Source organism: Psychrobacillus psychrotolerans, from assembly GCF_900115805.1.
Taxonomy (GTDB): domain Bacteria; phylum Bacillota; class Bacilli; order Bacillales_A; family Planococcaceae; genus Psychrobacillus; species Psychrobacillus psychrotolerans.
Map to the genome: position 1 here is coordinate 79771 of NZ_FOXU01000004.1, position 15520 is coordinate 95290.

The following is a 15520-nucleotide window of genomic DNA, read 5'->3' on the forward strand; positions in this document are numbered from 1 at the left end:
TTACGGTTTAACTAAGCAACATAACAAATTTTCCGAGTTTATTCCCACTTTAGGGAAAGAAGAAAGCGCAGTCCTTTTAGGATTGCACTTTTTTCTCTTTTTATGAAGTTTATTATTCATTTTCCTTAAATACTTCTCCAGCAATCCCCATTGCGTGAACAGCTTTTGGAAAGCCTACGTATCCAGTACAGTGGAGGATGATTTCGATAATTTCTTCTTTTGTTAGACCTACATTTAAGGCTGCTTGTAAGTGAACTCTTAGTTGATCGAAAGCACCTTGGGTGATCAGACTGGTGAGTGTGATTATTTCCCGTTGTGCGTGGGAAAGGGTGTTTCTCGAGTAGAGGTCTCCAAAGCCAAATGATACGATCATGTTCCATAGATCGGGTGAAATATCTTTGATGCCTGCCATGCCATTACGTACGTCTTGCGAAAATAGTTCTTCCATTGCATTTATACCGGCCTCGTACCTTTTGTTGGTATCCATATTATTGCCTCCCCATTGTTGGTGGTATTTCGTTTTCATCTACTAATATTTCAATGACAATTGGTTTGTTTGTTTGTTCAATCTTATGTAATGCCTCTGCTATTTTATCGGTTAACTCATAAGGGTTCAGGCAGGTAAATGCTTCGAGTCCCATAGATTCGGCAAAGCGTGCTACATTCAGCGGAGTTTCATAGACACCGCCGATAGACGTACCGATCATTTTTTGCATGCCTTTTTCCACCATATCTAAGCGTCCATTGTTTAGTACGATGAACAACACCGCGGAGTTATAATTGTACGCTGTTGAAAGTTCCGTGCCATGCATGAACATACATCCGTCTCCAACTAAGCATATGATTGTTTCTTCCGGGGCTGCAAGTTTTGCGCCGATGGAATAGCCAATTCCGTTGCCCATTGCTCCGAATATATCATCAAAGAAGAACGTTCCTGGCTTATATATGTCAAAGTATTTGATGCCGTAAAAAGAGTGGCTCCCATCATCTCCGAAAACAATTGCATCGTGGGGAAGTGCATATCGCATCGAGCGCAATGCTTGGATAGCAGACATTCGTTCACCAGGGTTATTTTCCTGCAGCAATATATCATCGATTGGCATTAAGAATGCTTCGCTATTTGTTTTTGGTATATCTTTTAATATTGCAGTCAGGTTTGCTTTTATATCACCAAGTATAGGTGTAGTTGGCACTTGTATTGATTTACCTATAAAGGTTTGGTCATAATCGAAGTGGATCAGATGCTCTGGATACATCGCTTCCGATAATCCAGCGATAGACATATCACTTAACTGCGAACCAATAACAAGCATTAGGTCCACTTTTTCTTTTACATATGCAGTTGCTTCGTCTGTACCACCTAATCCGAATGCACCTAAGGATAGCTTATGATTGGAAGGGAATGATCCTTTCCCACCGGGCGTGGTAATGACAGGGATATTCCAATGCTCAGCAAGATGCTGCACTTCTGCGTAGGCTTTACTAGAATGCACACCTTTTCCTAAAAAGAGAAGAGGACGCTTTGCTATATTTAGTTTATCTATTACATCGCTCGTATTAGGAGAAATCATTGCATACGATTCTGGTAAATCTAGCAAGAACGGTTCAATCTGTTCTAACAAGATATCAAAGGCGATGGACAGATGTACAGGTCCTTTTACACCAGATACTGCTTTTTCTAGTGCATGCTGCAAGAATGGCTGAAGCATATCTCCTCGTTCGACCCGAGCGCTAAACTTCGTGACAGATTTGAACATGTCCACGAGGTCCGCACCAAATATACTAGAATCCTGACCCATTGCTTTTCCGGTATCCTTCATGGAAGGGTGTCCAGTAATGATTAATAAAGGGAGATTAGATGCTTTTGCCTGGCCAGCAGCGGTGAGTAAATTAGTACCACCTGGACCAGACGTCCCAACTGCAACTCCAATTTTTTGATTCATCAAGGCATAGCCAGCAGCTTCAAACCCTGCAGCCGCTTCGTGCTTACTTAATACAAATTCCATATCATGATTTAATATCTCGAACAGTATAGGGGATATGGCCTTTCCAGGAATGCCAAAAATATGATGAATTCCCCAATGCTTAAAATTTGCTACTAATACCGATGATGTTGTTTTCATGGTGTCATTCTCCCTTTAAGGTCATTATTGATCTAAATAGATTCTCTCAATCTCGTCAACAGGAAGGGGTTTACTAAAGAAATATCCTTGCGAAATATCACATTGATGGGTTTTCAAGAATTCTAGCTGTTCCTTTGTTTCCACGCCTTCAGCAATTACCTCCTTATGAAGATTATGCGCTAAGGAGATAATCGCTTTGATAATGACAGCATCTTGTTCATTGTTCATAATTTCACTGACGAACGATTTATCGATTTTAATATAATCGATTGGAAAATTCTTTAGGTAATTAAGCGAACTATAACCAGTCCCGAAGTCGTCAATACTAATGCCGATCCCAAGTGCTTTCAACTGCTCCAATACGTGGATAGAGTATTCGTATTCCATCGCCATATACTCCGTAATTTCCACGACCACATAAGCTGGATTGATACCTGTTCGTTCCAGTACCTCTTCCATATAAGTAATGAGATTTCTAGTTAGAAATTGTTGCGTCGATAAATTAACGGACACTTTTACAGGTGTCATTCCAGCATCTTGCCACTTTTTGTTTTGCGTACAGGCCTCATCAATGACCCATTCCCCAATTTGAGTGATCATCCCGTTTTCTTCTGCGAGTTTGATAAACTTATCTGGAGGTATCTGCCCAAGCGTTGGATGTTGCCAGCGTATTAACGCTTCAAACCCAATCAATTGACCAGTTTCGTTATTAATCTGAGGTTGATAATGGAGAACGAATTCATTTTTCTCCAGTGCTCTTCTTAAATCTACCTCGAGCATATAGTCGTCCAACATGGCATCTAATAATTCAGAGGTATGCACGACATAGCGATTTTTCCCTTGCGATTTTGCCTGATACATTGCATTATCCGCATAGACCATCAGCTGTTCCATTGTAATGGGATAGTCGGGATAAATAGCAACTCCAATACTAGCAGTTGTATATAATTCTTTGCCGTCCACAAGAAATGGCTGTAGCAAGAGTTGAAGTATCTCTTCCGCTTTTGCTGTGACATAGTCTGTATCCGTAAAATCTTGCAATAGGAAAATAAATTCATCGCCGCCCATTCGTGCAAGCATCTCATTTTCTGCTAGGCAACCACTTAAACGAGTACTTACCTCGATTAATAACTTATCGCCGTAGGAATGGCTAAAGTTGTCATTAATAATTTTAAAACGATCCAAGTCGATATATAGGAGGGCTAAGGTCTTGTGGTGACCTGTACTTAGTTCCTTAATAATGGATTCTATTTCCTTATTCATATATCGTCTGTTTGGCAGATTTGTTAAATCATCGTGAAAGGCTAAATAATTATATTGTTCCTGCAATGTGTATCGATCTGAAATGTCTCTAAACTGACCAAAGGCACCAATCATTTTGTCATCCTCGTAAATGGGTTGCGCATCGAATAGGCAAACTACTAGGTTACCAGCATCATCTTCAAACTTTATTTCTTCATTTTTAAATATTTTTCCACTTTCCAATACTTCTTTGAAATACCTTCCAGTTAAATGGGATTCCAAAATGTTTCTTCCCACGACTGATTCTCTACTGTTCTTTGAAATCATTTGAGCAAAATTATTAAACTCGGTTGTAATTCCTTTTTCATCCGTAATAACAATGCCGTTTCTCGTTCTACTTAACATAATCTGGTTCATAATATTAAGTTTCTTGTTTTGTTTTCTCAACAAGAGTTCTCTTTCGATCGAGTCAACGGACTGGGTGAGCATTGATAAAAACAGCTCATTTTGAAACTGGATAGGCATCATGATACACACACTACCGAGCAAGTCATTGTCATCTGTATAGTTGAATGTAGTACCGTAGCAAGCTATTTCTTGAAGGAAGGTATGATAATGTTGTTCGCCTATCAAACTAATCGGATGTCTTTGCTGCAATGTCAGGCTTATAACATTCGTACCCGTCTCTTCTTGGATGAACAGGCTACCAGGTTTAATACCGAATTGTTCAATAGTAGACTTGATCGTTTCGTCTCCCTCAATCTCAAGCAAATACCCTGCAGCATCCGAAACGACAACGAGTATCGGAGTGCCTTTTAAGGAATCTAGTAACTTATTGGAGAAAAAGCTAACCACTGATAATATTTCACTATACGATTTTCGCTTCTGTTCAAAAGCCACTTCGCTTAAAAAAGTCTTTGGTCTAGACACCTCGTTTGGATCCATCCCCGCAACCTTGCAGATTCTCTTAGACTCTGTAATGTAGTATGGCTCTGTAGTATTCATATTCTCCTCCTATAAAAATCTCTTTCCTATGTATACCCTCTTTTCAGAAAGGTGTGTAGTTTTGATATAAAATTACGAAAAAAAAAGAACCCACTCCCACAAAGGTTAAGACTGCTACGAAATAACCTGTAGAAAGAATTCCTAATCATAAATACTTTACTCTAAAAAGGGATTAAATTCAACAAAATGTCCCTGTGTAACAAACTATTCTGACAATAGCGGATTTCAATATGTGTCCCTGTGTAGCATTTAATTCAGAATTGTGTCCTACACAGGGAACAACGTACTAATACACTACGTTTCCTACTCTAAAACCTAACGTTCTCTGCGCCGTTACTACCGATAGACTCATTGGTTAATACAGGGAGAGTTTATTATTCTTAGGCTACCTAGGAATAAACGAATCATGCATGACTCTAAAGGACCATAGCATTGACGGACTTTGAAGAAGTGTTGGAGCAGTTTGAACCGATGATTTCTGCTTGTATTCGAAAGCTGAGTATTTATAAGAATCATGAAATCTATCGACAGGCAGGTAGAATCGCATTATGGAAAGCTTGGGTGAAGTTCGATGAGGACAAGGGGGATTTTGCCCCTTATGCTTATCGGTCCATATACGGTGGAATGTTGGACGAGTTGAAAAAAGAGAAGCAGCAGGAGGAGCATGCCGACCTTGTAGAGGATGAGAAATTGGCAGTATTACTGGAAAAAAATCTTGTTCTAAGTATAGTGAGTGAGGATTTAGAAAGAGCAATTGAATCCTTGCAAGCACAAGAGCGAGAACTACTGATGTGGATTTTTGTGGAGGGAATCTCGCTACAGCAGGCATCGACTCGAGTTGGAATAACGATACCGGGTATTAAAAAGAGACGGGAAAGAATGCTTGTAAAATTGAGAGAACAAATAAAAAGATAGATTTTTCATGTGCATCCAGACCGAGAAAGTAAATTTCGACACTTTCTCGGTATTTTTTTAGTTATAGTTTACCACTCGGACAGGAAATAATGATGAGGGATAGGACTAAGTTCTAAATATCTTATAAGGAAAAGGAGGAATTAGGTATTATTTTTAAAATATTCAATAAATTTAGTTAATTTAGACTAGTAAATTATAAAGTGTTTTGATAGGATAGACATGTATAGAGAGGGGACAAAAAGGGGGAAGTGTGATGAAGAAGATTAAAGGGAATTCTGAATTGGTTAATCCCGAGACGTTAATGCTAGAATCCGTATTTACTGGGAAGGAAAAGACACGAATCGTGACGACCCATGGTATTTATTATTCAGAAGAGAGTACTTTACACTTGTTGGAAGGTGCGTGTAATCGCTATGCATCGACATTAGAAGGTCGTTTAAAGGCAATAAAAAAAATGATGAATTATTCTGTAAAGACACCACTGTTGATAGAACCAAATCTTTTCGGTGCTTTTCCAACTATGTCCTATAGACATTTGGAGTGTGTTTGGATATTCAATCACCCTATTCATGTGGAGGAGGTAACCAAAGGAAAGTCAATAATCCATTTTCCAAATGGTCACTCGGTTTTTGTCAATGCTTCCAAGCATGTATTGCTCAAACAACATCAAAGACTACACACCTCGTTAAATATATATGGTATCCATCACCATCGAAATAAGTAGGGGACAAAGGAACCATAAAGTAACGTTTCAATTGTTTACGTAACTAAAAAGCTAAAGATAGCATTGAAGGGTACTAAAATTATTGTCTCCTAACTAAATATTTTAAGAGTGTGGCGTCTGAAGATACTTTCAGATGCTTTTTTCATGCCATTAAAAGCGTAGATTTCTTATTGAGAAATTATGGCGGATATCGGTAAATTTCATTATGAAAATCACAAAAATATCAATGGGTAAAATTGGCAAGTTATATAATTCCATTTAAATGAATCTTTAGTATTAAATTTCAAAAAAATGAAATTGAATTTATATTGCATGGATTGTAAGATTAAGAAGTTGGAAAATAAAAGAAATATTCAACAGGTTTTGAGCGAAAAAGGAGAAAGAAAAATGAAAAAAAGATTTATCAAACAAACAGCAGTATTAGCCCTATTTACTGCAACAATTTTATCCACGACAACCGTTGCTTTTGGAGCATCCAGTTCAGTGGATCAATCAGTGAACAAACTGAAAACAGAGTTGAGTAAGGCAACAACGCACTATGTGTATCCAGCTCTAGATGGCGACTTAGCTTCAAGTAATGAATTGTATTCTGCATTGAATAGTGCGAAGAAAAACTATCAACTTACGAGAAAAGCGGTAGTTTCATCTAGTAAATCTGCCGCAAGTAAAAAAGTTACATTAGCGGAAATTGATGCATTATATAATGAGAAAGTTTCAGGTGGATTAGTTCCTTATATTGATGCATATAACTATGCGATTAAATATTTAGAGCCAATTATGAATGATATTCAAGTAGCCAAAGCCAATAATGACTTTGCAACAGTGGAGAAAAAATACCATGAGTTATCTTATCAACTAAAAGGAAGAACTACCATATTGTATCGTTTTTCCGGTAAAGCTGCTCGTGATCTATTGTTAAAAGAATATAAAGAACCGGCAAATGAAATTCGCGATGAATTAATGGTACCCGTAACTATTCACATGAAAAACGTCGAGATAACTGATTTATTAACTAATGATAAGAAAGAACAAGCCAAATTAGTACTTGCAGAAGTAGAAGCATTATTACCACGTTTACCTGATGCTTCCAAAAATTCTTTTGTTGCTGCTTTACTTGAAGAAGTTACAAGCATGAAAGAACAAGTAACTGATACGACACTTTCGCCGCAACATGTACTAGATAGTAAAGTTAAAAGTCTAGTGGCTATACTTAATACTACGCAAAGTGACAAAGCCACTGCAATGATGACTGCATCTAATTCGATTACTGTAACGATAAATAAAGACGTGGATCCTTTAGATTATACAAGTTACTTAGGTAAAGGATTTTATTCAAGTTTTATAAATATACTTGGGGTAACTGCCATTGACGGTAATCACCCATTATCAACACAAGGAGTTAACACTCTTCTAGCCTCAGTACCTGCTGGTTCTCAAACACTTGCAGATTTAAAAGGACATACATTGAGTCTTCCAATCACAGTAAACAATGGAACTGCTCTAACAGTGGAATTTAAAATTATTTTTAAATAAGTATTATAAAAAAACTCAGCCTTCACTGGTTGAGTTTTTTTTTATTCAAAAATATAATATTTGTAGTTCACTAGTAAAGATGATAAAAAGCTACTAATAGATATACTCAAACTATGAAAATTATGAAATTAGACAGATAAATTTAAATGTATTACAGGGATATTTTTCCTAAATTAGAAGGGAAGTCACATCTAGAGGAGTAATATATCTATTTTTCTGATAAGATGAGTAGATATAATTGGAAAAGGCATAAGGTGGGATAGGTATGTTAAGTAAGCTTTTGCGTAAAAGGCAACCAGTAGTAACTAGTGATTTAACTAAAAGAAAAGAACTTGCGCAAATAGAACAATTGCCTTCCCATATAGCTATTATTATGGATGGAAATGGTAGGTGGGCAAAAAACCGCTCTTTACCAAGAATTGCTGGACATTATGAGGGAATGCAAACAGTTAGAAAGATAACGAGGTTTGCCAATGATGTCGGGATAGAAACGTTAACGTTGTATGCTTTCTCTACGGAAAACTGGAAAAGACCCAAAAAAGAAGTAGATTATCTGATGAGGTTACCAGAAGAATTTATGGGCACCTATTTACCTGAGTTAATCGAGCAAAATGTTCAGGTGCAAATGATGGGGAATATCGACCTCCTCCCGGATCATACAAAAAGAGCCATAACAAAAGCAGTAGAAAAAACCTCTCATAATGATGGACTTATATTAAACTTCGCTTTAAATTATGGTAGTCGAGATGAAATTATTCAATCAGTTCAACAAATTGTAAACAAAGTGCAGCTCGGGACCATTTCCTGTGACGATATTACAGAAGAGTTAATCAGTAGTCACTTAATGACAAAAGACTTAACGGAACCAGATTTACTAATCCGTACAAGTGGAGAGATTCGCCTTAGTAATTTCATGCTTTGGCAGCTAGCTTATACGGAATTTTGGTTTACTGATACACTATGGCCTGATTTTGATGAACCTTGTTTAATGGATGCAATCGAAAGCTATCAAAAAAGAAATCGAAAATATGGTGGACTTAAAGAAGAAGATGTAGAAGAAAAGTAAGAGATTGACAAACTTAATAGAGCAGTAGAAACCCCATATCCATGAGTTATATGGGGTTTTGCTATATGAATTATTATTGAAAATGTTCGTTTTACATACAATTTAAGTATTCAAATTTCTTCACATAATTGCAACCTTCACAAGCAAAACCGATTTGAACTTTGGTTTCTGGATGTTGATAGTAGATTTCATTCCAACCACATATATCACATTCCATCACATGAAAAATATTTCTAGGTCCGATGATAGTATCAAGTAGTAAAACAAAATCATTTTGCAATAACACACACTCCTTCGATTTTTATTACTCACTATATCAGTAGGATTACAAAAATATCGTCGAAACCTTGTAAAGAGTTGAAAACATTTTATACTATATTTTTTTACTGTTCTTTATTCATTGGCAAAGAATTTTGTGTAAAGGGAAGATTTAAAATGAAAAAACATTATAAGTTAGGCATTGTCTTGTTGTGGATGGTTTTAATCTATTTTTTTTCCCAACAAACTGTAAACGAGTCTATTCGGTTAAGTAGCATTCCCACTATGGTATTTACTAATCTATTGGAATTATTGTTTCCAAATTCCGTATTTGAAGAAGAGTATATACATCATATTGTTCGGAAGCTTGCACATTTTACCATTTATTTTATATTAGGTGTTTTGGTTTCATACCTATTGAATGTAGGGAAGAGAAAAAGGAAGAAGATTGTTTTCGTAGCCGGTATTTGTTGTCTTCTGTTTGCAATCTCGGATGAAACCCTTCAATTATTTATATATGGGAGGGGCGCTCAGGTGTCGGATGTGTTAATAGATATTACGGGTGCAAGCCTTGGCATTCTTTACGTGTATGTTTGGAAACGATATTTCTAAAAAATACTAGAGTGAGATTGTATTGGGTTTTATGGAAAGGGAGGTTGTCGAATGATTGATCTAAAGGACGTTCGAAAACATTATCGTTCAGGAAACCTAAAATCAGAGGTTTTACGTGGAGTTAATCTACAAGTGAAGCAAGGTGAATATGTAGCAATCATGGGGAAATCCGGTTCTGGTAAGAGTACGATGCTAAATTTACTAGGTACATTGGATGTGCTAGATAAGGGGGAATACAAATTAGCTGGAAAGTCTGTACATAAAATGAGTCGAGGAAAGCGTGTTCGACTTCGCAATGAAGAAATTGGATTTGTATTTCAGCATTTTCAATTGATCCCTAATTTATCGGTATTTCAGAATGTACTTCTTCCGTTGACTTATGGTCGAAAACGATTAGGAAAGAAAAAAGCAAGAGTGCTTGCATTACTCGATGAGATGGGTTTGTTGGATAAAAAGAACCAAAAACCAGATCGTTTGTCAGGCGGAGAAAAGCAACGTGTAGCAATCGCTAGAGCGCTAGTGAATGAACCTGGATTAATATTAGCGGATGAGCCGACTGGAAGCTTGGATGAAGAAACTACTGAAAATATTTTGAGCTTGTTTGACAGAGTACATGAACAAGGTGCCACGATTGTAGTTATTACACATGATCAAGAAGTAGCGGATCGAGCAGGTCGAATCTTGCGGTTACAGAATGGGGTGCTTGTATGAAGTTACTCACTGCATTCAAATTAGCTTGTTTTGGATTATGGTCGAATCGTTATCGTGTGGTATCTGCAATGATGGGTGTAGTTATCGGAATGTTCGCTGTCATTGTACTAACTGCTATTGCTATTGGTGTAAAGGATACGTTGATGAAACAGATGGGAAGTCTCGGGGCAGAGCAGATTTTAGTCATGCCTGGACGAGTACTCGATACAGCTAATGGACAAAAGGATTTGCTCAGTGGGTTGACGAGCGTACCAAGTACACTTACATACGAGGATGCACAGGCAGTTGAAAATGTGCCCAATGTGAAAACAGTAACACCTCAATTAGAGACTGTGAATTTTGTAGAGTATGAGGATAAGAATGTTCAGTCGGCAATAGTGGGGACAACGGATCAATATAGCCGTGTTCAGCATGCGAAACTTGCAGAAGGTCGATTCTTTACAAAGGAAGAGCAACAAGCTGAAGCGAAAGTGGTTGTAGTTGGGAATAATATACACGATTCTTTGCTCGGTAAAAATGAAGTGCCTGATGCGGAAGAAGGCAGTTCTACAAATGTCGTAGAGTCAAAGCCATGGTGGAAACGTATATTAAACAAGATTCTAGGGGAGGAGGTTTCTGCAGAGGAGACTTCCTTGGTTGGAAAAAAGATTATGATCAATGAAGAGACCTATGAAGTAATTGGAGTTCTTGCACCTAATGCCACTTTAGGATCCAGTACAGATAATAATGTAGTCATGCCTATTGAAACAGCACTAACTACAACAGATATGAAGAACCTAACGAAAATGATTGTGGAAGCTTCTAGTCTAGATGTCGTAGATGAAGTAGATGGGGCTGTGTTTAATGCACTTGCTGCAAATCATTCAGAAATCGATTTTAGTGTGGTAAAACAAGATCAGATGTTAGGGGCTCTTGGAAAAGTAACCTCGATATTACAGGTGATGTTAGTAGGAATAAACGCTACCGCTTTGTTGATAAGTGGAACGGGCATCATGAATGTAATGGTTATGTCCGTTCGAGAACGAACAAGAGAAATTGGGATACGTAAAGCCCTCGGTGCCACGACTTTTGAAATCATGATGCAGTTCTTCTTTGAAACATTATTACTATGTATTATTGGGGGGGCTGTAGGAATTGGCCTCGGCTATGCTTTCATCGAAGTTTGGAACGGTAACATAGAAATCTTTGCACTCGTATTACCGATGTGGGCAGTGAAGCTTGCGTTGTATACTTCCATCGCCATTGGTAGTTTAGTAGGAATCTATCCAGCATTGAAGGCAGCGAGTATGAAACCTAGTAAAGCTTTGCGATTTGAGTAGACTATTTTGTCCCTGTGTAGCAAACAATTCAGATAATATGGAAAAGAGCAGATTAAACTATATCTGCTCTTTTTTTGTGCATTATTTAGGATTACATGATGCCATTACTGTGGCGAAGTAGTCTACATCTGGTCTACTAGGTTCTAAGTTCCATGCGTTTTTTTTCTTAGCAAAGTCAAAGTGACAATCAAATTGATCTTGCATGCCACCAGCGTTGTACCAATTAGTATCGCTATCGTGAATAGATTTAATTTTGTCCCAAGCGTCTATTTTTATAGCGTAATTTAAGTTTGGGTTTGTTGAACTAGTAATGTCTGCCTTTTGGGACAGACTTAATGATGCCATTTTGCCTCTATTGATCCACTCACTATTAGTAAAATAAGTGGAAAAAGAGGTTACTTTCATCTTCACTTGAATTTCAACTAAACTCAAAATATTGTTTGATTGTACGTTAAGTTGCAGATTGTTGTTATCTAAAACTGTTGTTGTCAGTTGAGCCTGCTCATCGTTATTTACTATTTCCACATCAATAATTCCTATTGAACGATTCTGCCCATTATATATATTACCCGAATTGAAAGTTCTTCGGGATTCATTTTGATAAAGAGTGACACTTTCATCTTTATTAAGTTCTAGAGGTACCTGAATGGTAGTACTTGCAGTTGAAGGAACAAATGAAACATGGAGAATCGTATTATCGCCTTCATTTACTTTACTATAAGAGGCTGTTTTGACACTTCCTGCATTTGCTTTAGAAACCTTAGTAAGCAAGTTAATACTAACTTTGTTTTTCTTTTCAAGCGCGTTAACAGGAGTGATGTGTACTGAACTAATTAGTATTAAAATTATGCAGAATGCACTGGTAATTTTCTTGCATGTGCTCTTCATGGTTGTCTGATTTCCCCTAACGATTCATAACTTTTTCTCTCTATATTCATTGGCAAGTATCATTTTTCTCTTCTTGAGTTAATTTATAGAATTGATAAATATTAATTGTGGTTATAATGACCTATTTTATAACCTACATTCCCCACCTATTAATGGAACTTTAGTATTATTTATGTTGAACAAAACTATAATAACATGTACCTATAAAGCTGTCATTATAAATTTATGATTATTTTAATAAATTTTATTTATTTTGTAGTGTATGAAAATAAACCTATTATTGTTTACAAAATTATTACAATATTCTCATTGCCATAGGCGGTTTGTTGGACTATCGTTAGGGGGGGCTTATAAAGTAAAAATTGGGAGAAAATAATTTATTTAAATAGGAGTGAAAAGATGAAGAAGAACACGTTTAAGAAATCAGTAGTAGCTGCGGCTTTAGTCACGTCTTTATTTGCTGGTACAAATGTAGGTTTTGCTAGTAGTTCGATGCAAGATGTTGTGGATCAAGCGAGAAAAGATATGAAAAATGCAGCTTATGCATATGTAGTTCCTGCTCAAGGTGGCAAACTTGCTACTAGCAAAGAGTTATCTCCAGCACTTAACAAAGCTAAAGATAATTACGTAAAAGCGAAGGCTGCTATTACGAAATCTAATGCGAAAAATAAATCTGCTTTGCTAAAAGATTTAAACGATCTATATAATGAACGTGTTACAAAAGGAATAATTCCTTACATTGATGCTTATAACTATGCGGATAAATATTTAACTCCAATCATGAATGATATTAAAAAAGCGGAAGCTGCTAAGGACTGGGCGAAGGTTGAGACTTTATATCATAAATTGTCTGTTCAACTGAAGAGTCGTACATCTATTCTTTATCGTTTTAGTGGAAAAGCAGCGAGAGATTTGTTGTTAGACCAGTATAAAGAACCAGCAAACACGAAGCGTGATCAGTTGATGGTTCCTGTCACTGTTTATATGAAGGTTGTACAAGCAGAGAAATTATTAGCAGCTGGCAATAAAGCCGAGGCTAAGAAAGTAATCGATACGATTACGCCTTTATTGGATAGACTTCCTACTGCTAGTGCCTATCCAATGGTAGAAGATTTATTGAAAAAGGTAGAAGCAGTTATTAAAGCATCAGGAGCGGATTCAAGTTCAAAAGATGCGGTGTCATTACGTATTTTAGGAACTTCTGATATTCATACAAATATCGTAAACTATGATTATTACAAAGATACAGAGTCCAATAGTTTAGGTCTTGCGAAAACAGCAACACTTATCAAAACTGCACGTGCGGAAAATAGCAGTTCGTTACTATTTGATAATGGAGATGCAATTCAAGGAACTCCACTTGGTTCGTACAAGCAAGCTGTAGATAAATTAGTAGATGGGGAAGAACATCCATCTGTAACGGCAATGGAATTGTTGGGTTATGACGGTGCAACTTTTGGTAATCATGAATTCAACTACGGACTAGATTATTTAGATGAAGTAATGGATGATGCAAACTTCCCGTATGTGAATGCGAATGTGCAAGACGCTAAAACTGGGAAACTATTGTATACTCCATACACATTGATAGACCAAGAAGTGGTGGATGCAGAAGGCGATAAATCAACGATCAAAGTTGGGGTAACTGGTATTGTACCTCCACAAATCCTGAAATGGGATAAATCTCATCTAGAAGGAAAAGTAAAAGTACAAGATTCTGTACAAGCAGTACAAGCTATTATTCCTGAAATGAAAAAAGCAGGAGCAGACGTAGTTATAGTGCTTTCCCACTCAGGTCTTGGAGATACAAAGCATGAGGTTGGCGAAGAGGATGTTACGTATCTTCTGACGAAAGTTGAAGGCATAGATGCAATTATTACAGGACATGCACACCAAGTATTCCCTGGTAAAGTGGATGCATCATTAACAAATGTTGATATCGAAAACGGTACTATTAATGGCGTTCCCGTTGTAATGCCTGGTAAATTCGGTAGTCATTTAGGTGTAATTGACTTAACTTTAGAGAAAAAAGGGAATGACTGGAATGTGACGAAATCTAAAGCGGAAGTTCGCACTATCGCTAAAGATTCAACGGATGTTGATAAAACAGTTGTAGACGCTGTAAAAGAAGCACATGAGGGAACGATTAAATATGTACGTCAAGCAGTAGGAACAACTACAGCTGATATTCATAGTTACTTCTCACAAGTACAAGATGATCCATCGATTCAAATCGTAACAAATGCGCAAACCGAGTACGTAAAAGCAAAACTAAAAGGTACAGCAAATGAGAAATTGCCAGTCCTTTCTGCAGGTGCGCCATTTAAAGCAGGAACAAGAAGCGATCCTGAGTACTACACATATGTACCAAAAGGCGAGCTAGCAATTAAAAACGTAGCTGACTTATATTTATACGACAACACTGTAGCAACAGTTAAAGTAACTGGAGCAGATGTTAAAGAATGGTTGGAAATGTCTGCGGGTCAATTTAACCAAATTGATGCAACCAAAACTGGCGACCAACAGCTGATCAATACAGACTTCCGCTCATACAACTATGACGTAATTGATGGGGTAACATACGAAATTGATGTGACGAAACCAGCAAAATACGATGCAGATGGAAATCTAGTAAATGACAAATCATCACGTATTACAAATTTACAGTACGATGGTAAACCAATTGACTTAAAACAAGAATTCATCGTTGCTACAAATAACTACCGTGCAAATGGGACATTCCCAGGCGTACGAAATGCAACAGCAATCGAAATCTACCCAGATGAAAACCGTCAAACAATTATCGACTACATTCTTGCAGAGAAAACAATCGATCCATCTGCAGACGGCAACTGGAAATTTGCAGCACTACCAGCAAGCGCAACAATCGTATTCGAATCCTCTAAACAAGCAGAAAAAGTTATCCCTGCTAACGGCAGTATTAAGTATGTAGGTGAAGGTACGGATGGGTTTGGGAAGTATTCTATTAAGTGACCCTGTGTAGCAAACAATTCTGATATTTAACTGTAGTATGCACACTCTCTAGGTTTTCTCTGGAGGGTGTGTTTTTTTGTGTCCCTGTGTAAGAAACAATTTCGAATTGTTTCTTACACAGGGACAACAT

The 15520-nt window shown here is 37.2% G+C and carries 13 protein-coding genes; 8 read left to right on the forward strand and 5 right to left on the reverse strand.

The window, feature by feature from the left end:
• Positions 1-112: 112 nt before the first annotated feature.
• The 3 genes from BM260_RS09665 to BM260_RS09675 are packed head-to-tail and all read right to left on the reverse strand — an operon-like array spanning position 113 to position 4370.
• Entirely contained in the window at positions 113-526 is a 414-nt protein-coding gene (locus BM260_RS09665) for a carboxymuconolactone decarboxylase family protein (protein WP_245762685.1), read from the reverse strand.
• Positions 489-2123 carry a thiamine pyrophosphate-binding protein gene (locus tag BM260_RS09670; RefSeq protein WP_093537150.1) on the reverse strand — a complete coding sequence of 545 codons (1635 nt, stop codon included), beginning with the start codon at positions 2121-2123 and terminating at the stop codon, positions 489-491. The genes BM260_RS09665 and BM260_RS09670 overlap by 38 nt, the downstream gene beginning before the upstream one ends.
• Before the next feature lie 24 nt (positions 2124-2147).
• The gene (locus tag BM260_RS09675; RefSeq protein WP_093537151.1) at positions 2148-4370 is read right to left on the reverse strand and encodes an EAL domain-containing protein; all 2223 of its coding nucleotides are present in this window, start codon (positions 4368-4370) and stop codon (positions 2148-2150) included.
• A gap of 432 nt (positions 4371-4802) precedes the next feature.
• Between BM260_RS09675 and BM260_RS09680 the strand changes: the two genes are divergently transcribed.
• The 4 genes from BM260_RS09680 to BM260_RS09695 all read left to right on the forward strand — a co-directional run bounded on the left by BM260_RS09680 (position 4803) and on the right by BM260_RS09695 (position 8608).
• Positions 4803-5285, forward strand: a complete 483-nt coding sequence (locus BM260_RS09680) for a sigma-70 family RNA polymerase sigma factor (RefSeq protein ID WP_093537152.1) — start codon at positions 4803-4805, stop codon at positions 5283-5285.
• A 253-nt stretch (positions 5286-5538) separates the two neighbouring features.
• Entirely contained in the window at positions 5539-6009 is a 471-nt protein-coding gene (locus BM260_RS09685; RefSeq protein ID WP_093537153.1) for a competence protein ComK, read from the forward strand.
• 387 nt (positions 6010-6396) lie between these two features.
• The gene (locus tag BM260_RS09690; RefSeq protein WP_093537154.1) at positions 6397-7542 is read left to right on the forward strand and encodes a hypothetical protein; all 1146 of its coding nucleotides are present in this window, start codon (positions 6397-6399) and stop codon (positions 7540-7542) included.
• Between the two features lie 265 nt (positions 7543-7807).
• On the forward strand, positions 7808-8608 hold the full coding sequence (locus BM260_RS09695) for an isoprenyl transferase (RefSeq protein WP_093537155.1): 801 nt from the start codon (positions 7808-7810) through the stop codon (positions 8606-8608).
• 91 nt (positions 8609-8699) lie between these two features.
• Here BM260_RS09695 and BM260_RS09700 read toward each other — a convergent pair whose 3' ends face one another.
• Positions 8700-8888 (reverse strand): acyltransferase, encoded by a 189-nt coding sequence (locus BM260_RS09700; protein WP_093537156.1) that lies wholly within the window; start codon positions 8886-8888, stop codon positions 8700-8702.
• A gap of 155 nt (positions 8889-9043) precedes the next feature.
• Between BM260_RS09700 and BM260_RS09705 the strand changes: the two genes are divergently transcribed.
• The 3 genes from BM260_RS09705 to BM260_RS09715 are packed head-to-tail and all read left to right on the forward strand — an operon-like array spanning position 9044 to position 11508.
• Positions 9044-9478 (forward strand): VanZ family protein, encoded by a 435-nt coding sequence (locus BM260_RS09705; RefSeq protein ID WP_093537157.1) that lies wholly within the window; start codon positions 9044-9046, stop codon positions 9476-9478.
• Between the two features lie 51 nt (positions 9479-9529).
• Entirely contained in the window at positions 9530-10189 is a 660-nt protein-coding gene (locus BM260_RS09710) for an ABC transporter ATP-binding protein (RefSeq protein ID WP_093537158.1), read from the forward strand.
• A complete protein-coding gene (locus BM260_RS09715; RefSeq protein ID WP_093537159.1) occupies positions 10186-11508 on the forward strand; it encodes an ABC transporter permease in 1323 nt (440 codons plus the stop codon). The genes BM260_RS09710 and BM260_RS09715 overlap by 4 nt, the downstream gene beginning before the upstream one ends.
• Positions 11509-11589: 81 nt before the next feature.
• On the opposite strand, the gene BM260_RS18190 is transcribed toward BM260_RS09715, so the two are convergent.
• The gene (locus BM260_RS18190; RefSeq protein WP_139219913.1) at positions 11590-12396 is read right to left on the reverse strand and encodes a DUF2599 domain-containing protein; all 807 of its coding nucleotides are present in this window, start codon (positions 12394-12396) and stop codon (positions 11590-11592) included.
• Positions 12397-12795: 399 nt separating this feature from the next.
• Between BM260_RS18190 and BM260_RS09725 the strand changes: the two genes are divergently transcribed.
• The gene (locus BM260_RS09725; protein WP_175496255.1) at positions 12796-15390 is read left to right on the forward strand and encodes a bifunctional 2',3'-cyclic-nucleotide 2'-phosphodiesterase/3'-nucleotidase; all 2595 of its coding nucleotides are present in this window, start codon (positions 12796-12798) and stop codon (positions 15388-15390) included.
• The last annotated feature ends 130 nt before the right edge of the window (positions 15391-15520 follow it).

What these genes read in the sequence shown, in the direction of transcription:
- BM260_RS09665 (WP_245762685.1), bottom strand. Translation starts at nt 526, where the DNA reads ATGAAAACGAAATACCACCAACAATGGGGAGGCAATAATATGGATACC.
- BM260_RS09670 (WP_093537150.1), bottom strand. Translation starts at nt 2,123, where the DNA reads ATGAAAACAACATCATCGGTATTAGTAGCAAATTTTAAGCATTGGGGA.
- BM260_RS09675 (WP_093537151.1), bottom strand. Translation starts at nt 4,370, where the DNA reads ATGAATACTACAGAGCCATACTACATTACAGAGTCTAAGAGAATCTGC.
- BM260_RS09685 (WP_093537153.1), top strand. Translation starts at nt 5,539, where the DNA reads ATGAAGAAGATTAAAGGGAATTCTGAATTGGTTAATCCCGAGACGTTA.
- BM260_RS09690 (WP_093537154.1), top strand. Translation starts at nt 6,397, where the DNA reads ATGAAAAAAAGATTTATCAAACAAACAGCAGTATTAGCCCTATTTACT.
- BM260_RS09695 (WP_093537155.1), top strand. Translation starts at nt 7,808, where the DNA reads ATGTTAAGTAAGCTTTTGCGTAAAAGGCAACCAGTAGTAACTAGTGAT.
- BM260_RS09705 (WP_093537157.1), top strand. Translation starts at nt 9,044, where the DNA reads ATGAAAAAACATTATAAGTTAGGCATTGTCTTGTTGTGGATGGTTTTA.
- BM260_RS09710 (WP_093537158.1), top strand. Translation starts at nt 9,530, where the DNA reads ATGATTGATCTAAAGGACGTTCGAAAACATTATCGTTCAGGAAACCTA.
- BM260_RS09715 (WP_093537159.1), top strand. Translation starts at nt 10,186, where the DNA reads ATGAAGTTACTCACTGCATTCAAATTAGCTTGTTTTGGATTATGGTCG.
- BM260_RS18190 (WP_139219913.1), bottom strand. Translation starts at nt 12,396, where the DNA reads ATGAAGAGCACATGCAAGAAAATTACCAGTGCATTCTGCATAATTTTA.
- BM260_RS09725 (WP_175496255.1), top strand. Translation starts at nt 12,796, where the DNA reads ATGAAGAAGAACACGTTTAAGAAATCAGTAGTAGCTGCGGCTTTAGTC.